The sequence below is a fragment of the Psychrobacter sp. FME6 genome (assembly GCF_014861365.1).
In the GTDB taxonomy this organism is placed as follows: Bacteria; Pseudomonadota; Gammaproteobacteria; order Pseudomonadales; family Moraxellaceae; genus Psychrobacter.
Map to the genome: position 1 here is coordinate 18,439 of NZ_RRYW01000006.1, position 20,671 is coordinate 39,109.

Consider the following 20,671-nt stretch of genomic DNA (forward strand, 5'->3'; position numbering starts at 1 on the left):
TCGCTGACATGAAATGGCTCGAATGCGATGCCATAAGTCTATGATAGCGAATCAACCAAAGAGAGCGATTATGTTAACTTACAAAGCACCCTTACGTGATATTAAATTCTTGATTAATGATGTTTTTGATTACCAAACGCATTATAAAGATCTAGACAATGGTGAGAACGCTGATCCTGAAACCGTCGATATGATTCTTCAGGGTATGGCAGATTTTGCTGAAAACGTTTTAGCGCCTTTATATCAGCCCGCTGATGCAGAAGGCTGTCATTTTGATAATGGCGTCGTGACCACGCCAAAAGGCTTTAAAGAAGCTTATAATCAATTTGTAGAAGGCGGCTGGCAAGGTATCTCATACCCTGAAGAATACGGTGGTATGAACTTACCGACTTCATTGAACCTCATTAAAGCTGAAATGATTGGTACCGCTAACTGGCCTTGGGCGATGTACCCTGGTCTATCAACCGGTTGTATCAATACCATCATGCAATATGGTACCGATGAGCAAAAAGAAACTTACCTGCATAAATTGGTCGAAGGCTCTTGGGCGGGCACCATGTGTCTGACTGAGCCACAATGTGGTACTGACTTGGGTCAAGTTAAGTCAAAAGCCATTCCACAAGAAGACGGCAGCTATAAGCTTAGCGGTACCAAAATCTTTATCTCAAGCGGTGAGCATGATTTAACCGAAAACATCGTCCATATCGTACTAGCGCGCCTACCAGGTGCGCCAGAAGGCACACGCGGTATCTCATTATTTATCGTGCCGAAATTCTTACCAAATGCTGAAGGCGAAATCGGTGAACGTAATGGCGTCACTTGTGGTTCGATTGAGCACAAAATGGGTATTAACTCATCAGCAACTTGTGTTCTGAACTTTGATGATGCAGTCGGTTACCTCATTGGTGAGCCGAACAAAGGCCTCAAAGCCATGTTCACCTTTATGAACACCGCGCGTATCGGTACTGGTATCGAAGGTCTTGCCCATACTGAGCTAGCATTCCAAAACGCCCTACCTTATGCCAAAGATCGTCGCTCAATGCGTACGTTATCAGGTACCAAAGATCCTGAAAAAGTAGCAGATGCCATCATTCATCACGCTGACGTACGTCGTATGCTATTGACCCAAAAAGCCTTTGCTGAAGGTGGTCGCTCAATGATTTATCATTCAGCACGCTATGCGGACAAAATGGCGCAAGGCATTATTAATGGCGATGATGAAGAATTTGAGAAATGGGATGATAAGTTAGGCTTCTACACGCCAATTCTTAAAGGCTTCCTAACTGAGCTTGGTATTGAAGCGGCCAAACATGGTCAGCAAGTATATGGTGGTCACGGTTATATCAAAGAATGGGGCATGGAGCTGATCGCTCGTGATGCTCGTATCGCCACTATGTACGAAGGCACCACTGGTATCCAAGCACTAGATTTACTAGGTCGTAAAGTTATCTTACAGTCTAAAGGTAAAATCATTCGCGACTATACCTCAAGCATCATGAAATGGTGTGGTGAATATGCCTTAGACAAAGACATGCGCAAATTCGTTTGGGCATTGACTAAGCTATGTGCTGAGTGGAACACGCTAACCGTACGCTTGATGCTAATGGCACGTAAAGACCGTGAAATTATCTCAGCAGCATCTGATGACTTCTTAATGTACTCAGGCTATGTGATGATGGGTTATCATTGGGCGCGTATGGCGGCAGTTGCCTATGACAAGCTAGAAAATGGTGGCACTGAAGCACCGGAATTCTACAAAGCCAAAATCCAAACCGCTGAATTCTACTTTGATAAGCTATTACCACGTACGTCTGGTCACGCCGAAAGCATGGTCGCACCAAGCGAAAGCATGACTTCAATGGACATTGATAGCTTTTCATTCTTAGACTAGGATTGCTTAAATACCAATCTTTAACATTTAGAATTTAAAAAGCGCCCAGTTAATAACTGGGCGCTTTTTTATGCTAGATTATACCAAACCCAAAAAGTACGATTAGCCGTGTCAAACTCGTTTAGCCTATAATGCGTAGCACTTGCACTCGTTTTCCTTGCTACTCTAACTTTTGTGAATGGTATTAGAAAGTAACCAATAATTATATTTTATAGGAGGTAACCATGACCCTATCCACTTTTATCCCTTCTTTAACCTCTGTGCTTATGATTGGCTTCATCAGTATTAGTGGCGCGCAAGCGAGCGACACCCCTATCCGTTTTGCCAAAGGTCAAATCAGCACCACGATTACTGGCAAATTAAAACCCAATGTAGATGAGCAATGGTATCGTTTTAATGCGGAAAAAGGTCAATATGCGCTGATAAATATCGCACCGCCATCAGGTAAAAATAAAGCGACGCCTGAGACTGCCAATGTCGGTGTGTTACATATGCCAGACGGCAGCCAAGATGGCACCAAAGGCGGTATCATTTATCAGAACTGCTTGCCAATGACAGGAGAATATCGACTGCGCATTGCCCGCAACCTAATGGCGACGCAAGGTAAAACAGCTGGATATCACGTTGAAGTTATTATGCTACCTAAATATGCTAGTAAAGAATTATGCGAAAATGAATAAGCTAGGTAATAAATCATTCTGGCTAGGTATTAGCTAAGCATTTTTTTATGATAAACCATGCTAATTTCCTCAACTTCAACACATATCTGTAACTCGACCCGCACTGATTGCTCTGACTTTATTGTTTCTTCTATGGTTGTAACCAATAGCTCAGCGAGCTGATTACGAATCAAAAGATCACGACCGCTCATTATTTTTAAATGAGCATAAACAAAACCATTGGCTTGCTCGTCATCTTCAACACCCACCAAAAATGTCTCTATAGGCACTATTCGTGCTTTGATATCAGTTGGTTTACCAAAATGACCACTGTCCCACAGCGCTTTATTTAACGCTTTAATAAATGATTCTTCATGAGCAATCATGACATTAGGGGTTACTTGAATGGTTAAATGCGGCATACGGCTACTATCCTTTTGCAATTTGAAAATTATAAAATTTAAATAAAAGATAAATATAGCTGAATCACTTTAAAACTGATACGAATACTACTGGAGTAAATTTTTCGCAGCCTCTGTCACGCTTGCGAACAGCAAGCAAGAAAAACTCACTCCAGTAGTACGTTTTTATTAATGCGGCGATTCTATTTCTAACTGACTATACCAGAGATTATCTTAGTCCAAGCTCAATGCCGAATTATTAAGGACACTTTTAATCATCAACAATACTGCCAAATCGAGCATCAAGAATGGCAGCCAGTTGTGCAGGGGGCAGCTCAATCTCTAAACCACGCCGACCACCACTCACATAAATAGTTGGCTGCACTTCAGCTGAACTATCGATAATAGTTGCCAAACGCTTTTTTTGCCCCAATGGACTGACGCCGCCGAGTACGTAGCCAGTACTGCGTTCGACTTGTTTTGGGTCTGCCATTTGGACTTTTTTGCAGGACAGTACTTTATTAGAAGACAGCTTATTAACAGACAGTGCTTTGGCCATTTTTTTAAAGTTTAAGGTTTTCTCTACGGGCAATACCGCAACTGCGAGCGCACCAGCATCGGTCAACACGACCAAGGTTTTAAACACTTGAGCGGCATCAACGCCGAGTTTTTCTACCGCCTCTAAACCAAAAGAGGCGGCGTTACTGTCATGGCTATATTCGTGCAATTGATAATTAAGAGCGCACTTTTTGGCAAGATTGATGGCTGGCGTCATAATATTTTAACTCAAATCAGTGAGGTTAAATGATAGGCTTACACATGGTTGGTCGCGGTTGTAGGCAAACTATTATTACGCTAAATAGGTTAATCTTCAAATACGAGACCTTATTAAAAGCGGCCTAACTCACTATATACTACCTCAAACCTGTGAATAGTGGCAGTATATACAGACACTATATATCGCTTTGATGGCTTTTATGGCATTATAAGCGCAACACATTTGACTAATTTTGATACTGATTATGATACCGAAGTTCTTAAAAAAACGGATTTTTAAAGCGCCAGTTGCGACTGACAGTTCTTCTGAAACTGATATCAATCCAATCGCCACCAAGCCTTACTCTAATGCACCAATCAATCAGCTCTACCGTAAACTCTCGGGGCAGATGCTCGACGTCGCTGTCAAACCTAAATTATTGGGTGAGTTACCCGAGTTCGACGCTGACGATCAAACCTTAAGATTTTATGTGTTGCAAGATTACTCACGTTCCAACAGCATTTTGATTGATTTGCAAACGCAAGAGCACAACCTACCACCAGCATTGGTTGGGGTAAATGATGTCGCTCATAATATTAAAGAAAATGCGGCCATCATATTTTTAAATCATCCAAATGCCAAAGACAGTCAGCTATCACCGCGCCTGTCACGCTTGGTTTCTGCTGTCCTGCAATATCCAGAGTTAAAGGTGCGTTTGGTTCCCGTATCTATCCTATGGGGACGCGCGCCAGAAAAAGAAGATTCGCTATTTAAACTGCTGACCGCTGACAACTGGGAAGATCCAAGCATCACCAAGCAATTATTTAATATTGGGGTGATGGGACGCGATACCTTTGTGCAGTTCCATCCACCGCAAGATTTACGTACCCTTATTAATGATAACGTTCAAGGGGATGGTGAAGGGTTTTCTATCTTTGATTCAGTAGCTACTGATAAAAAAGACAGTGATTCAAAAGATAGCAACCATACGACGGTGAAGGATGTTGACGAAGCACCAAGCTATGCATTGGTCGCGGCTGCCGATGGCAATCGTGAACTGGTGCGCTCGTTGCAACAGCAGCTAACGATTTATCTGGATAAACAGCGGGCCAGTATGCTCGGTCCCGATTTATCAGACAGGCGTAACTTGGTAGACAAGCTCGTTTATTCACCGGCCATTAAACATGCGATAGAAGCGGAAGCGGCAGAAACCGGTACCAGCACTCGTGAAACGCGTCTACTCGCAAAAAACTATGCCAATGAGATGGTCAATGATTATTCACACTCTATCGTGCGCGGTTTTTATAAGTTTTTAACCTGGTTGTGGACGCAGCTATATGACGGTGTAGAAGTGCATCATTTTGAGCGCGTACGAGAGCTAGCGGCTGATTATGAACTGATTTATGTGCCTTGCCATCGCAGTCATGTCGACTACCTTCTACTGTCTTACGTCATCTATAAGCGCGGCTTAAGTATTCCTTATGTGGCAGCCGGTGACAACTTAGATGTGCCAGTATTGGGTCCGCTATTACGCGGTGCCGTTGCCTTTTATATACGCCGTAGCTTCCGTGGTAACGCGCTTTACACCGCGGTATTACGTGAATATATGCACACGCTAATCACGCGCCATACACCGATTGAATACTTCATTGAAGGCGGTCGCTCACGTTCAGGACGTTTATTGCCACCGAAAATGGGCATGCTAGCAATGACCGTACATAGCCAATTGCGCCAGACCAATAAGCCCGTGGTATTTATTCCAACCTATATTGGTTATGAGCGCATCATGGAAGGTGGTACTTACGTTGGTGAGTTAAAGGGCAAACCCAAAGAGTCTGAGTCTTTGATTGGATTGCTTAAAGTCGGCCGTAAGATTGAGCGTATCTTTGGCAATGTGCACTTAAGCTTTGGCACACCGCTACATCTTAGCGACTTTATGACCAAATTCGATGTACCAGCTAATAGCTTACCGGCAGATCGCACTGACACGCCACTCGATGATAAAGCCAGTGCGATGGTCGATAATATTGGCGTGAAAGTCATGCAGCATATTAATAAAGCCGCGGTAGTCACGCCCGTATCACTATTGTCATTGGTGCTATTATCAGCACCCAAAGCCGCTCTAGATGAAAATATCTGCCGCGAGCAAATCGCCCTCTATCAAGGTCTTGCTCAACAGCTGGCATATTCGGATGACACGGTTATCACTGATATGAGTCCGCAACAAATCATCGATTATGGTATTAAGCTAAAGCTCATTGAGCGTACGCCGCACATCTTAGGCGATATCATTCAAATTGCAGGCAAGCAAGCGGCATTGCTCAGCTATTTCCGCAATAACATCTTGCATGTGTTTATTCTACTGTCTTTCTTATCAGCACTCGTGGCGCGTAATGGTCGTATCGAGCGCAGCCGTTTAGATAATATTGCCAAACAACTCTATCCATTCTTACAGAGCGAGCTGTTTTTACATTATCCAGCGCATGGCTTAGCGGAGACGCTAAATAAGAAAATTGATATCTTAATCGCGCACGGACTGATTATAGAATTGAGCGATGGCATACTTAGCGTACCTGAGACCAATAGTAAATGCTATCAGCAGCTGCAAGTTCTCGCCACTCCCGTTGGCCAAAGTCTTGAGCGTTACTTTATGACGCTTGCCCTACTCGCTCAGCAAGGCTCAGGCAATTTAACCGAAAACGAAGTCGTTGACTTGTGTCATCTGCTTGGTCAACGTTTATCTGTGTTATATGCAGATGATATTCCTGATTTCTTTGACCGCGCGTTATTCACCAGCTTTATCAGTGCCTTGACTCGTCTTGATTACTTGCAAAAAGATGATGAAACTGGGGTATTGACCTTTGACCAGCGTATCAACGATATTGCCCATCATGCCAAGTACGTCCTGACACCTGATATGATGCAAATTTTGCAGCAAGTGGCCAGCTTAGACGAAGCAGAAATCACCCATGCGATTACTGAGATTAGTAATAAAAAGCAGCGTAAATTTGGTCGTAAGCGTTAGGTTTTAGTCAGGTATCTTGAGCCAATTATAGGGGCTGTAAAAAAAACCATACCCGCAGTATCGTAGCGCTTTTAAAGTATTTTAACTATATCTTAACCAAGTGACGCACAAAAAAAGACCTCTAAATAATTGGAGGTCTTTTTTATGCTATTAAACTTGCTCTTTTTAAGCAGCTCTCTTAGTTAGTAATCTTTTTGTATTTCATACGCTTAGGAGTGGCATCATCACCCATGGTCTTTTTGCGATAAGTTTCAAACTCAGAATAGTTGCCGTCGAACCACACTGGGCCTTCTTCTTCGAACGCCAAGATATGGGTAGCGATACGGTCAAGGAACCAACGGTCATGCGACACCACCATGACGGTGCCTGGGAATACTTGAATCGCATCCTCTAGCGCACGCAAGGTCTCGATGTCCAAATCGTTTGAGGGTTCATCAAGGAGCAAGACGTTCGCGCCCTGCTTTAGCGTCTTCGCTAATTGCAAACGGTTACGCTCACCACCAGATAATTGACCGACGTGCTTTTGTTGGTCTGAGCCTTTGAAGTTAAAGCGACCGATATAGGCACGGCTTGGCGTGGTGTAATCACCAACGGTAATAATATCTAAGCCGTCAGACACTTCTTCCCAAACGGTTTTTTCATCATCTAAATTGTCACGTACCTGACCGACATAGGCAACCTTGACACTTTCACCCAAATCGACTGAACCCGTATCTGGCGTATCACGTTCGGTAATCATGTTAAATAGCGTGGTTTTACCTGCACCATTTGGACCAATAATACCAACGATAGCGCCAGCTGGCACGTTAAAGCTCAGGTTTTCATAGAGCAAACGGTCGCCAAATGATTTAGAAATATCATTGATTTCAATGACTTTATTACCCAAACGCGGACCAGGTGGAATATAAATCTCAGAGGTCTCGTTACGTTTCTGGAACTCTTGTGAGTTCAACTCTTCAAAACGCTGTACACGAGATTTAGACTTGGCTTGTTGGCCTTTTTGGTTTTTACGAATCCAATCCAGCTCTTTTTTCAGCGCTTTAGCAAACGATTCTTCTTGCTTATTTTGCTGCTCTAAACGGGTATTCTTTTGCTCGAGCCATTCAGTATAGTTGCCTTCGTACGGATAGCCATGACCACGGTCAAGCTCCAAGATCCACTGGGCGACATTATCCAAGAAATAACGGTCATGGGTAATGGCAACGATAGTACCGCTGTAGTTCTGCAAGAACTGCTCTAACCATGCTACGGACTCAGCGTCCAAATGGTTGGTTGGCTCATCTAGTAATAGCATATCAGGGCGTGATAATAACAGGCGGCATAGTGCCACACGACGTTTTTCACCACCCGATAACTTGCTAACGTCAGCATCCCACGGCGGCAGACGTAGCGCATCAGCTGCTTTCTCTAATTGGGTATCTAAGGTATGCGCGTCCCACGTTTGGATGATGTCTTCCATCTTGCCTTGTTCTTCGGCCAACTTATCAAAATCGGCATCCGGTTCCGCATATTCTGCATAGATAGCATCGAGACGTGCTAGTGCATCTAACGCCTCGCGCATACCGTCTTCGACGTTACCACGTACGTCTTTACTGTCATCAAGCTGTGGTTCCTGTGGTAGATAACCGATTTTGGTGCCAGTTTGCGCGCGGGCTTCACCGCTAAACTCGGTATCTACACCCGCCATGATACGGAGCAAAGTTGATTTACCTGAACCATTGATACCCAATACACCAATTTTGGCACCAGGGAAAAATGATAAATTGATATTTTTTAGAATCTCGCGTTTAGGCGGAACAAGTTTGGACACGTTGTTCATCGTGTAGATATATTGAGCCATTAACACTCCGATAGACTACATAGAAGAGGCGAGCAAATCATACTCAGCAATAATGCCAAGCGCGCTACACCTCAAAATCAGGGTTACAAATTATAAGCCATTATCGCATTGTGGCGCATACCCTGCAAGCCGACAGGTTGCTTTAGCACTGGTTTTACAGCTTTTGTCCTAGCGCGCTGTAATTTGTATAGCTGATACTGAATAAAATGGATACACGATACTATGCTGCGTGACTGGGCTGCGTGACTGGTACAAAATCAGCCAGTAAACGGCATCATTCTTAACATTTGCCCTATCTACTCTTACGGTAAAGGACTATAAATTTAAATTAAAAAGATCGATAATAGAATCAAGTTGGCTGCAAGCAGCACTATAAGTAGATTCACTGTAAAAAGAATACCGTGCTATTATTTTGAACGGACTATATAAACAAGTCACATCCGACGATAACAATGGAGAATACATATATGAGTAAACAAAATATAAATATCACTCACAATGAACAGGCCAAACGTTTTGAAACGACGGTTGAGGGACATACGGGCTATATCAGTTATAAAGAGCGTGATGACAAACTGGTTTATGATCACACGATCGTACCGCAAGAATTGGGTGGACAAGGCATCGGCTCGACACTAGTCAAACATGCATTAGATTATGCACGCGAGCACGATAAAAAAGTGGTCCCACAATGCTCATTTGTTTCGTCTTATATCGACAAACATCCTGAGTATCAAGATTTACTATAGTCTAAAGGAAATAATTAGGTTTTATAACCGCATGTCTTATGACGACATACAGTATGTAAATTCTATCGCTGTTACCTAACATATTATTACTACCTTCTAAACGTAGCTGTACCCCTGCCCTCCTATTTTTCTGATATCGCTCATTGTATGTTTGTAGCCAAATATATAATAAGACATCAGCAATAGGTGGGTTTTTTGTCCTATACTATTGATAGAGTTTATGATGCTATTTAGTCATCAATACAGACCTTAATACAGACCTTTAAGTTACCAGTTAAAACAAGCTAACCCACTATAATAATAAAGGATATCACCATGAGTAGTTTATCTGACAAACAAGTAAATTTGCAGCTAGAAGGGTTACCCGGCTGGCAGCGCAATGGTAATGCAATCGTAAAAACCTACCACTTTAGTGATTTTATCGAAGCCATGAGTTTTATGAACCAAGCAGCATTTCATGCTGAAGCACTCGAGCATCACCCTGAATGGCGCAATACATACAACATAGTCGAAGTACGCCTTACTACTGGTGATACAGGTGGCATCACCAGCCATGATATTCGTTTGGCTAAACGTATGGAGCATATTATTCAGCCAAAACGCTTATGATACTTCTCAAGGATATCCCACCCTTTCAAAAGCTGTTTTATTAATTGTACCACTCACAAAAAAGCGTCCTTTAAGGACGCTTTTTCTTATAGATTATTCTTACCGTTAAAGGGTTCAACCATTACATTTTTCTACCAACAAAGGCAACGATGAACAAGATAACCGCTACTACTAGGAAGATATAAGCTAAATTACTAGATAATCCAGCGACACCACCAAAACCTAGGAAACTTGCTAACAATGCGATTACCGCAAAAATAATAGCCCAGCGAAACATAAACTTCTCCTCAAATTATTGTTGAGATACCAGATATTTAGCTCATATTCAATAAAGAATAATAAGACCAGCATTATGGATATCCGTATTACCTTATCTAATATCTCTTTTATTTTTTGTTTTCTTAATACTTGTTAGAACTGCTTACAAACATAGATTAGCAATTTCTATCTCCAGAAAACGTACCTTTTAGTAATGATATCGGTAGGTTATGTAACCTTTGTAGCGAATCTTAATACTTTACCGCCTTTTACCGAATTTATAGAACTTATGTTTATAGATATTTAGCTATTATTCTATCTCTATCATTAGCATCATACAATCTACTATAAACAATAACTTACAAGTCATTTTTACGACCGATAAATACTTTACTATATAGTTATCAGCAAGATATAAATATTTATCACTGATTCAGTCATCAAATACCTATTAAGGATAATAAATATGGATACCTATACGGATACTTCAAAGACACCACAGAATAGTCATGAAAAACGCCCTTATGCTGTCGTTTTATATGGCGCCACAAGCTTTGTGGGACAAATAACAGCGCACTATTTAACCGAGTTTTTGTCTAATGCTAAAGATAAAAATGGCAACAATGTTACCTGGGCAATAGCCGGTCGTGACGAAGAAAAGTTGAATGAATTACAGTCTAAACTTGCCAGCAAAGTCGATACTATCATTGCTAACAGCAAGGATGCCGCCAGCCTCGATGAGATGACCAAACAAACCCAAGTCATTATTTCAACCGTCGGGCCTTACCTTAAATATGGCGAACCGCTGATTAAATCTTGTACCAGTAACGGTACTGACTATGTCGATCTAACTGGCGAAGCCATCTTTATCAAAGATATGATGGACAAATATCAGGACGCGGCAAAACAAAGCGGCGCTCGTATCGTCAACTCATGTGGGTTTGATTCTATTCCATCAGACTTAGGCGTTTACTTTACTCAGCAGCAAGCAGAAGATAAGTTTGGTGAGGCGTGTGATGTGATTCATATGCGGGTCAAAGCAGCAAAAGGTGGTCTATCTGGCGGTACGATAGCCTCGATGGCGACTATTTTTGAAGAAGTCGGCCAAGATAAATCACGTCGCAAACAAGTGGCAAACCCTTACTTGCTTAACGATGATAAAGACGCGCCAAATGTACGCCAAGCTAATGTTAGCAAACCTGAGTACGATAGCGAACACCAACGCTGGCTTGCACCTTTTGTAATGGCAAGCATCAATACTCGTATCGTCCATCGCAGTAACCAACTGCTTGGTTACGAATATGGTCGCGATTTTAAATATGACGAAGCAATGTGGATGAAAGATGGCGTCAAAGGTAAATTATCGAGCTATGCGATGAGTGCAGGTTTGTTTGGGTTTGCCACCGCAATGATGATTAAGCCAAGTCGTGAGCTACTTTCTAAACACGTATTGCCTAAATCAGGCTCTGGCCCGTCTAAAGAAGACCAAGACAATGGCTATTATGATATTCGCCTGTTCGGTACCACTGCTAATAAAGACACGATTAACACCAAAGTTACTGGTGACAAAGACCCCGGTTATGGCAGTACCTCACGGATGCTGTCACAAGCGGCATTGTGTTTGGCGCAGGACGTTAGTAAAGAAGAGGTAGGCGGTGGATTTTGGACACCTGCCTCTGCAATGGGTGACAAACTGCTAACCCGTCTAAAAGAGCACGCTGGTCTTAGCTTTGAAGTGATTGATGCTTAATATAAAGTTAATTTAATCATTCTTAAAATATCAATGACCGTATCTTGAAATAAGATGCGGTTTTTTATGGTCTATATTTTCTAGCATCATTCAAGCAAATGTTAATGAATAGGGGCTGTATAGAATTCAGCTAAGGAACTGACAGAGACTATTTTTTAGGCAATTCGACGCCAAAAATAGTAAGTTTAGTTATTCTAAGCGCGATAGTTTTGGCTATGAAGTGGCAAAAAATAGTCCTGTTCCTTCGGACTGATGCTAAAATCGCCCCAGACGTTGTTGTAAATCTAGCTAAGGTCTCGACATTACCTTCGATTTACGCCTAGTCTGGAATTATTTTAGCGATCAGCAGTCCTAATAGATGAATTCTATACAGCCCCTAATAATAACGTACTTCTTTAGTAAACGATGTTGCCGCTTTTCGATTTTTTAATACATTATGCTACACATTCCTAGCCTAATGTCACAGCCATATCGTAATGATTGACGTAGGATAAAACAGGTCATGGCATTATTTTTATGACTCAGCTTTTATCACTCAGCTTTACCATCTCATTTAACCGACTCTCTATACGGTCAGTTAACACATCAAAAATTCAGCTGCGCTAAATGCTACTAATCATTGCCATTAACCAGCTTTGTTAAAAAAAGCACGACTAAAAAATACCAATTAAAATTAACAGTCATAATTAAGAGGAAATAATCATGAAATTGAATGTATTGACCGCCGCTATACTGACATCAGGTCTGGCTATGTTTGCAAGCTCTGCTAATGCGGCAATGACCACTGACAGTCATGGTAACGTTGGCTATGATAGCTATGATGAGTGTGCCATGGCCGTGAAGGATGGCTCAGCCAAATTTTATACGCCTTATACTTATCAGAACCCAAAACGCCAAACGGGTGAAACGGCGGTCAAAAAAATGCGCTTGTCAGAAGTCATGATTCCACAAGATGTTGTTAATAATAATAACTTAGCGACCAGCAGTTATTCAGCAGGCGCCTGCGATTTAGGGGTTGGCCAATCAAATGGTCGCTACGGTGTTTCGGGTGCATTGGTTGGAAAATATGTGCCTATCGCTGCCGATATGCCTGTCAACGTTTACACTGACAAAGCTGGCAACCCAGTACGTCTAAGTATGCAGCAGTGTGATAACCACTTTGGGGCTAAATTCCCAACGCCTATCATGAGCGAAGCAAAAGAAGTTGAAGCGCCGGAAGCGCAAATCGCCATCGATGAAGAGCGCAGTGTAGAACCTGTCACCATTGAAACCAATCGTGTTATTCGCCCTGCTAAATATAGCGTTAAAGAAGTCTATATTGTCCCAGACGATCAAATCAAAAAAGTGAACACGGCTGAAGGGACAGCAGTCGCTATCGAAGATGGTACTGATCGCACGGTTGTCGTTGGTGAAGAAGCTGAGGCTGATGCCATTGACAAAACCGAGGTCAATCAGACTTTTCCAGTGACTCGCGTACCTAATAATGAAACGCCACAACGTGTCGTTGACCCGAACACTGGTAAATATATAGTCGTTGAATAAAAAACGATAGTGTATTTAATCTTAGGGGCTGTATAGAATTCAGCTAAGGAACTGACAGGGACTATTTTAAAGAAAGCAGGGGGTTGACAGTTTCATAACCTCACAATAAGACATAGAACAGTTAGAAATTTAATGCATTCACTACTGAAACATCAGTCGCTTAGTTGATACTCTCCTGCTTAGAGATTATAAGTGATTTAGATTAGCTTGTAAGTCTCCTTATACGAATCGATCATGATAGTCGTTTAACGATTATCATGATTTTATTTTATCTATGTATAATATGTTAGATATAGTAAATATATACATTTGAAATACTAAATAGATTCGTAATATAAGCAGAAGGCTAAATACAGGTCAAGTTTAAAACCCTTTAAACTGACACTATGAGAATGTAAACTAAGGAAGTAATTAATGAAAAACCGTACCCTACCTTTATCGTTACTAGTTGGCGCTGCGCTTACTATCCCAAGTCTAGCAATGGCAGCTCCTGCTGAAACTGCACCAGCAGATATGCAAAATACTGCTACTGCAACCACGCTTGAGGCTGAAAACGAATCAGGATCAAACCAAGCTAACCCATTTGAAATTAGCGAAACCCAGTCTGTATCAAGAGCGAGCACGAATAACAACGCCGATCAACAACAGGCAATGCAATTAGAACAAGAAGCAATGCAAAACCAACAAGAGCCTATACAGCAACAAGATCCACAAGAAGCCATGCTACAACAAGAAGCTTTATTAGAATCACAAGAGCTAGAATCACAAGAGAACCTACAACAGGCTCCTCAACAAGGCGAAGCCGTAGAAGCGCTATAAATTACGCAATATATACGCTTATTAAGTCATATAGCTTGGAAGTTACCTCCTAGCTACCTTAGTAATTATCAGCGATAAATAGTTATCAGCGAATTTCTGTCAAAACAACAGTAATCACTTGATATTTACTGATGAAATTCTTAAAATTTGTGCTTAATACTATATGTGTTTAATACTATGAGAGAAAAGAGAATCTCAGCTAGTTGAGTTACTAACTACGCTAAAACCCACTAGCTAGTGAGCCAGCTCTCAAATATATTCCAAACTAAAAAAGGCAGCCATTAGGCTGCCTTTTTCTTTACTCGCTATTATTCACATTAATACTATTACTTATTTCTTGGTTTTAGTCACGCCTGCCTCTTTTAACAAAGCGCCCAAGGTACCCATTTTGCTAGGAGCTTCCGCTTTATCTGCTCTTGGCGCCTTGCTACGATTATTACTGGCATTGTCTTTATCTTGGCGATTACCACGAGGCTTCGATGGACGCTTATCTGCGGCTGGATGGCTATTATTTGAACGGTTGCTGCGTGGACGACTGGCTTTCTCATCATTGCCCGTGCTTGTCGTCGTTGTTTTCGCTGCTGAGCGTACAGGCTTTTCTGCTTCAGGCTTCATACTAAACCCAATGCGACCACGTTTTTCATCGATAGATATGACGCGTACCGACACAATATCACCTGGTTTGACCCGGTTCATTGGATCAGCGACAAAGTCATTGGCCATCTGTGAAATATGTACCAAACCATCTTGATGCACGCCGACATCAATAAAACAACCAAAGGCGGTGACATTGGTCACTACGCCTTCTAAGGTCATGCCTTCACTCAAGTCTTTAATACTATTGACATCATCACGGAAGTTAGCCGTTTTAAACTCAGGACGTGGGTCACGTGCAGGCTTGGCAAGCTCTTCTAGGATGGCCTTCACACTCACGTTATCATCGTTAGCAGCTAGTGTCGTGGTATCGATACTGTTTAGCACACCATCATTACCGATGATTTCTGGCAATGCTTTACCTGTTTGCGCCAATAAACCATCGACCAGTGCATAACTCTCTGGATGTACGCCTGTAGCATCAAGTGGATTGCTACCATTATGGACACGTAAGAACCCAGCGGCTTGCTCAAAGGTTTTTACCCCTAAACGTGGGACGTTCTTTAGTGCCTCACGGCTATCAAAAGCACCATGTTCTTTACGGTAAGTGACGATTTGCTGAGCCACGTTACGGTTTAGACCAGCAATGTGCGCCAAAATAGCAGGACTGGCGGTATTTACATCGACACCAACGGCGTTGACGCTGTCTTGAGTCACTTTATCCAAGCTATCCGCCAACTGATTTTGGTTAACGTCATGCTGATATTGACCAACGCCAATGGCTTTTGGATCAACCTTGACCAACTCTGACAATGGGTCTTGCAAGCGGCGTGCAATAGAAACCGCACCGCGAACTGACACATCCAAATTGGCAAGCTCATCACTGGCCAACTCACTGGCAGAATAAACAGATGCACCAGACTCATTAACGATAACCGCTTTAGCTTTTAGTTCACTATTCGCGGCTAAAATCTCTTTAATCATTGCATCGGTTTCGCGGCTCGCCGTACCATTGCCGATAGCCACTAAATCAACGCTATAAGTGCTTAATAGCTTATCGATAACTGCTTTCGCTTCATCCATCTTATTATCAGGGGCAAACGGATAAACCGTGGCGACGACAGGCTTGTCTTCGCTATCTAGCATGACATGGCCTTGAGCATCGACGATGGCCATTTTTACACCATGGCGAATACCAGGATCAACACCTAAAATAACTTTGCGACCAGCAGGCGCTGACATCAATAAATGCTGTAAGTTATTAGCAAACACATCGATGGCATCGGCTTCAGCAGTCAGACGTTTTTCAGTCAATAAACGATGCTCAATGTGCGGACGCCATTTATCTTTCCACAAACTACTCGCTGCTTCTGTTAAAAACTCACGGCGCTCGGCTGGTGCCTTGGCATCGACATCGAAATGGCTGATGATTTTTTCGATAAAAGGTGCATCTTCGCCTTCAATTTTGATACCCAAGACATTTTCTTGACGGCCGCGCAGCATCGCTAGTAAGCGATGGTTTGGCAAACGTGCAAGGCTTTCGCTATGCTCGAAATAATCTTTGAATTTCTCACCGACTTCACGTTTCTCATCACTAGCAACTGCTGAAACGATACTGGCTGTTTTAGCAAAGCCGCTGCGTAAGTTGTCCAATAAGTCTAACGCTTGCGTCCACTCATCAACGATGATGGCTTGTACGCCCGCTAACTGTTTGTCAATATCACTAAAATCAACCTCAATCTCATTACCACTATCGTCGGTAATGCTAGATTGCACTTGATAGTCAGCTAGCGCCTCAGTCGGGGTAACCTCTTGAGTTAAGACCGCTTGAGCGGCAACGTCAAGACCAGCAGCACGTGCTTTGGCCGCTGGCGATCGACGACGCGGACGATATGGCAGGTAGATGTCTTCAAGCTCAAGTTTCGACGTCGCATTATCAATGCGTGTCTGTAGCTCGTCGGTCAGATTGCCCTGCGTGCTTAGCAGCTCAGTAATTTTGAGGCGACGAGTGGCCATGTCACGCTCATAATTGAGAGACTTCTCCAAAGCTCGCAACTGTGCATCGTCAAGATTTTGCGTCTTTTCTTTGCGGTAACGGGCAATAAACGGAACAGTCGCGCCTTCATCGTAAAGCTTCACAAACGCATTGACTTGAGCAGTCTTAATGCCAAGCGCGCGAGCAAGCTTGTCGTGAATATTCGCGTGTGTGGTTGCATCCAAAACCTGTGCTTTTGTCGAGGTTTGAGATGGCGTTAAGGTATCAGTGCTACTCATATACGTATCAATCGTTGAGAAATGTAGTTCTGCATTATAGCAAAAGCTGCATGAATAAAAATCCTTTTTATACTTTCCTTATTTATGACGTTATTTATAGCAAAAATCATCGCACAAGCTCAGTTATTGTGTCTTATTAAACAAACGCATACAGCATTTATCCTTATGGGTGATGCAATTATGACCGCAATCTTATACACTAAAGTATCAATAGCACAAATATTGGGATGTGCTGATATATTGAACAATAGTTTTATAAAATATTTGATAATCGACGGAATGACGCTTAAACAGCAACCATAACAGTGATAATTTTTTATTCCCAAAGATTTTTGCTGGCAAAGAAATATTTTATTTACCAAGATATTCTTATTCGTGCTTTTTAACTATAATTTATTGCTAATAATAATTTTTATAAGAGGATGCCTGTATGACAGATAATAACAGCCCCGATACTTTAACCCAGCGTATTTTAGTCGTCGATGATGATGCCCGTCTGCGCTCTTTATTACAACGTTTTCTAGAAGACGATGGCTTTGTCGTACGTACCGCACACGATGGCAGTCAGATGGATAAATTGATGCAGCGTGAGCTTTTCTCGTTAGTGGTGTTAGATTTGATGCTACCTGGCGAAGACGGTATCAGCATCTGTAAGCGGCTTCGTGAAGAAAACGCTGATATTCCTATCATTATGCTCACGGCTAAAGGTGGTGATGCGGATCGTATTGCAGGGCTTGAAGCTGGCGCAGATGATTATTTGCCCAAGCCATTTAATCCAAAAGAGCTATTGGCTCGTATCAAAGCCGTATTACGTCGTCAAAATCGTGAGCTACCTGGCGCGCCAAGCCATCAGCTTGAAGTGGTTGAATTTGGCCCTTGGACCCTTGATTTGTCGACTCGCACGCTCAAACGTGACGGCAATGTAGTCACCTTAACGACTGGTGAATTCTCAGTGTTAAAAGCATTGGTTCAGCATCCACGTGAGCCACTAACCCGTGATAAATTGATGAACCTAGCGCGTGGTCGTGAATGGGGTGCGATGGAACGCTCTATCGACGTGCAAGTATCACGTCTGCGTCGCCTGATTGAAGACAACCCTTCACAAGCGCGCTATATTCAGACGGTCTGGGGTGTGGGCTATGTATTCGTACCCGACGAAGCAGAAGTAGAAGCTGCTAAGAGTGAATAGTTTTAACCATTTATAATACTTACTGATACAAAAAAGCCCTGCATAATAATGCAGGGTTTTGTTTTATTAACTGATAAAGCTATAGTCAGTGAGAAGTAATATCGCTACATCACGTACTGCAGGTACCGTTTTTTCTAGCTTGCTGTGCCTACGCAGACAGAGGCTGCAAAAAAACTATACCCGCAGTATCGTAGCGTTTTTAAAGTATTTTAACTATAGTTGATAAAGCACAATATTTGAAGTTAACGTAGTTGGCTGTCTTTACTGCCGCGACGATTAAACAGCTCAGCGGCCTTTGCTTCTTGCTCCAGCTCATTTTGGCAACCTATACAATGTTGAACCCCTGGCACAGCGACCCGCCGTGCTTCTGGTATCGGCTCGCCGCATTCATCACAAAACTCTGCGCTAACGCCTGTCGGCAACGCACGTCGTGCGCGTTCTAGCGCATCATTAACGGTCGCATCCATTTGCTCATGCTCCGCCCCATCTCTTGACCAGCCACCTGCCATAACTTTATCCTATTTATTATTAACTATAATTAGACCCTATAAAAGTCTTTAATAACAAATAGATGGGGTTATATCCCATTATTTTCAATGTGGCAGTAGTTATAAATTGACAACTAGTCCTTGGGTTGTAACGCCACCACTTGCCCGCGCACCCCTATACTTTCATCACTCATTAAACAAACATAACCTCCCATGATATCTTCTGGGGTTTTAAGAGACATCGGGTTTTCACCTGGAAAAGCATGGGCGCGCATATTAGTACGCGTACCACCGGGATTGATACAGTTAAAACGCAAATTGGTGGTGTTCTGCGTCTCTTGGGTAAAGATATCGCTCATACCCTCAACCGCTTGCTTAGAGAGCGCATAAGCACCCCAAAACGCGCGTGGATGAGTACCAACACTGCTGGACGTAAAGACAACTGAACCATTATCAGCATCTTTTAATAACGGTAGTAGCGCTTGGGTGAGCATAAAAGTCGCGGTAAAATTGACCTTCATTACTTGAGCAAACGTATCGACATCATACATCTCAAGCGGGGTTAATTGCCCCAGCATGCCTGCATTGTGCAATAAGCCATCTAATTGGCCAACTTCTTTGTGAATCAACCCTTCTAATTGCTGCATCTCAGCATAGGTTGCCCCTTCTAAATTCATCGGAAGCATGGCAGGCTGCTTACCACCAAAGCTCTCAATTTCATCATAAACATATTCAAGTTTACTGCTGGTACGCCCTAATAACAGTACCGTGGCGCCATATCGTGCATAAGTCAGTGCAGCAACGCGACCAATACCGTCACCCGCGCCTGTTACCAAAATAGTTTTACCGTCTAAGCAGTTTTTAGCTGGTAAAAAATTACGAATATCGTCATGGCTTAAAGGTTGTTCAGACTGTGGCGCGGCTTGTTGATTAGAATTGTCACTCATGGTATCGCTCACTACTTATCGTTTAATAATTGAAAGGCTAAAAAGGCTAAATAGGTATCTTGCTACGTTAAAATAAAAATCGATCATAAATCCGATTTATAAATAATCGAATTTACCAGACTTTAGCAGCAGTTTACTCAATTGCTGCGGGGTTTCGGTAATATAATCAGCGCCCCATTTTTTGAGGTTTTTTTGATCTTCAGGTGGAATATAACCATAAGCAGCCAAAACCGTTATCATGCCAGCGGCATTGCCAGCTTCGATATCACGAATATGGTCGCCGATATAAATTACGCTTTCTGCTGCGCCACGTGGAATAGCCAGCTTCTCCAACGCGACATACATAGGCTCTGGATCTGGTTTTGGCCGTGATACATCATCAGGACAGACCAAAACGGCACAGCGCTCATCTAACTGCATTTTTTCTAATAACAGCTCTGCCAAATAGCGCGGCTTATTGGTCACAATACCCCAAGGTACGTTTTGTTGTTCAAGCGATCGCAACACTGTTTCCAACTCGTCAAACACGCAGCTATCGACACATATTTCTGCTTCATAGTCGTCTAAAAACTGCTGACGAAACTCCAATAATGCCTCTTCACTCACTTCTAGCTGGTTATTATGTCGTAACATCAGTTGAACCATCGCTGACGCCCCCGCAGAAACCTGTTCGCGAATTTGGTCTTCTAGCGGTGCTTGCCACGCATTTTCGCGGCTCATATTGCCGATAATACGGACAAAGTCGGCAGCAGTATCGATTAGTGTTCCATCAAGGTCGAATAAAACTGCTTTTACAAACTGACTCATAGTGAATGCTCTTAATATTGAAAAGGTATTTAGCAAAAAATAGCGCAGTAAAAATAACGGCGTACTATTTTT

At 42.6% G+C, this 20,671-nt stretch carries 17 protein-coding genes; 9 read left to right on the forward strand and 8 right to left on the reverse strand.

Annotation, left to right across the window (positions count from 1 at the left end; genetic code table 11):
• Nucleotides 1-70: 70 nt before the first annotated feature.
• Nucleotides 71-1,891 (forward strand): acyl-CoA dehydrogenase C-terminal domain-containing protein, encoded by a 1,821-nt coding sequence (locus tag EI162_RS01720; RefSeq protein WP_192522705.1) that lies wholly within the window; start codon nt 71-73, stop codon nt 1,889-1,891.
• 224 nt (nt 1,892-2,115) lie between these two features.
• Nucleotides 2,116-2,571, forward strand: a complete 456-nt coding sequence (locus EI162_RS01725) for a hypothetical protein (RefSeq protein WP_192522706.1) — start codon at nt 2,116-2,118, stop codon at nt 2,569-2,571.
• A gap of 29 nt (nt 2,572-2,600) precedes the next feature.
• On the opposite strand, the gene EI162_RS01730 is transcribed toward EI162_RS01725, so the two are convergent.
• Together EI162_RS01730 and ybaK are read right to left on the reverse strand one after the other, a co-directional pair.
• Complete coding sequence (locus EI162_RS01730) at nt 2,601-2,972, reverse strand: 5-carboxymethyl-2-hydroxymuconate Delta-isomerase (RefSeq protein ID WP_192522707.1); 372 nt, start codon at nt 2,970-2,972, stop codon at nt 2,601-2,603.
• Between the two features lie 250 nt (nt 2,973-3,222).
• On the reverse strand, nt 3,223-3,726 hold the full coding sequence (gene ybaK / locus EI162_RS01735; RefSeq protein WP_192522708.1) for a Cys-tRNA(Pro) deacylase: 504 nt from the start codon (nt 3,724-3,726) through the stop codon (nt 3,223-3,225).
• Between the two features lie 247 nt (nt 3,727-3,973).
• Here ybaK and plsB point away from each other — a divergent pair, with 247 nt between their 5' ends.
• Nucleotides 3,974-6,733, forward strand: a complete 2,760-nt coding sequence (gene plsB, locus EI162_RS01740) for a glycerol-3-phosphate 1-O-acyltransferase PlsB (protein WP_192522709.1) — start codon at nt 3,974-3,976, stop codon at nt 6,731-6,733.
• Between the two features lie 178 nt (nt 6,734-6,911).
• On the opposite strand, the gene ettA is transcribed toward plsB, so the two are convergent.
• The gene (gene ettA / locus EI162_RS01745) at nt 6,912-8,573 is read right to left on the reverse strand and encodes an energy-dependent translational throttle protein EttA (RefSeq protein ID WP_192522710.1); all 1,662 of its coding nucleotides are present in this window, start codon (nt 8,571-8,573) and stop codon (nt 6,912-6,914) included.
• Nucleotides 8,574-9,040: 467 nt separating this feature from the next.
• Between ettA and EI162_RS01750 the strand changes: the two genes are divergently transcribed.
• Nucleotides 9,041-9,322 (forward strand): GNAT family N-acetyltransferase, encoded by a 282-nt coding sequence (locus EI162_RS01750; protein ID WP_192522711.1) that lies wholly within the window; start codon nt 9,041-9,043, stop codon nt 9,320-9,322.
• 315 nt (nt 9,323-9,637) lie between these two features.
• Complete coding sequence (locus tag EI162_RS01755; RefSeq protein ID WP_192522712.1) at nt 9,638-9,931, forward strand: 4a-hydroxytetrahydrobiopterin dehydratase; 294 nt, start codon at nt 9,638-9,640, stop codon at nt 9,929-9,931.
• 121 nt (nt 9,932-10,052) lie between these two features.
• Here the strand turns inward: EI162_RS01755 and EI162_RS01760 are convergent, their stop codons facing one another.
• The gene (locus EI162_RS01760) at nt 10,053-10,208 is read right to left on the reverse strand and encodes a DUF1328 domain-containing protein (RefSeq protein WP_192522713.1); all 156 of its coding nucleotides are present in this window, start codon (nt 10,206-10,208) and stop codon (nt 10,053-10,055) included.
• A gap of 447 nt (nt 10,209-10,655) precedes the next feature.
• Between EI162_RS01760 and EI162_RS01765 the strand changes: the two genes are divergently transcribed.
• The 3 genes from EI162_RS01765 to EI162_RS01775 all read left to right on the forward strand — a co-directional run bounded on the left by EI162_RS01765 (nt 10,656) and on the right by EI162_RS01775 (nt 14,300).
• On the forward strand, nt 10,656-11,939 hold the full coding sequence (locus tag EI162_RS01765) for a saccharopine dehydrogenase family protein (RefSeq protein WP_192522714.1): 1,284 nt from the start codon (nt 10,656-10,658) through the stop codon (nt 11,937-11,939).
• 702 nt (nt 11,940-12,641) lie between these two features.
• Nucleotides 12,642-13,481 carry a hypothetical protein gene (locus EI162_RS01770; RefSeq protein WP_192522715.1) on the forward strand — a complete coding sequence of 280 codons (840 nt, stop codon included), beginning with the start codon at nt 12,642-12,644 and terminating at the stop codon, nt 13,479-13,481.
• 414 nt (nt 13,482-13,895) lie between these two features.
• On the forward strand, nt 13,896-14,300 hold the full coding sequence (locus EI162_RS01775; protein ID WP_192522716.1) for a hypothetical protein: 405 nt from the start codon (nt 13,896-13,898) through the stop codon (nt 14,298-14,300).
• Nucleotides 14,301-14,630: 330 nt separating this feature from the next.
• Here the strand turns inward: EI162_RS01775 and EI162_RS01780 are convergent, their stop codons facing one another.
• The gene (locus tag EI162_RS01780) at nt 14,631-17,168 is read right to left on the reverse strand and encodes a Tex family protein (RefSeq protein ID WP_192522717.1); all 2,538 of its coding nucleotides are present in this window, start codon (nt 17,166-17,168) and stop codon (nt 14,631-14,633) included.
• A 430-nt stretch (nt 17,169-17,598) separates the two neighbouring features.
• On the opposite strand from EI162_RS01780, the gene ompR reads away from it, so the two are divergent.
• A complete protein-coding gene (gene ompR, locus EI162_RS01785) occupies nt 17,599-18,357 on the forward strand; it encodes a two-component system response regulator OmpR (protein ID WP_192522718.1) in 759 nt (252 codons plus the stop codon).
• A gap of 242 nt (nt 18,358-18,599) precedes the next feature.
• Here the strand turns inward: ompR and EI162_RS01790 are convergent, their stop codons facing one another.
• From EI162_RS01790 to EI162_RS01800, 3 genes are all read right to left on the reverse strand, one after another.
• The gene (locus EI162_RS01790; protein ID WP_192522719.1) at nt 18,600-18,866 is read right to left on the reverse strand and encodes a DksA/TraR family C4-type zinc finger protein; all 267 of its coding nucleotides are present in this window, start codon (nt 18,864-18,866) and stop codon (nt 18,600-18,602) included.
• 113 nt (nt 18,867-18,979) lie between these two features.
• Nucleotides 18,980-19,792 carry a YciK family oxidoreductase gene (locus tag EI162_RS01795; RefSeq protein WP_192522720.1) on the reverse strand — a complete coding sequence of 271 codons (813 nt, stop codon included), beginning with the start codon at nt 19,790-19,792 and terminating at the stop codon, nt 18,980-18,982.
• 96 nt (nt 19,793-19,888) lie between these two features.
• Nucleotides 19,889-20,599, reverse strand: coding sequence for an HAD family hydrolase (locus EI162_RS01800; RefSeq protein WP_192522721.1), 711 nt, complete (start codon nt 20,597-20,599; stop codon nt 19,889-19,891).
• Between the last annotated feature and the right edge of the window lie 72 nt (nt 20,600-20,671).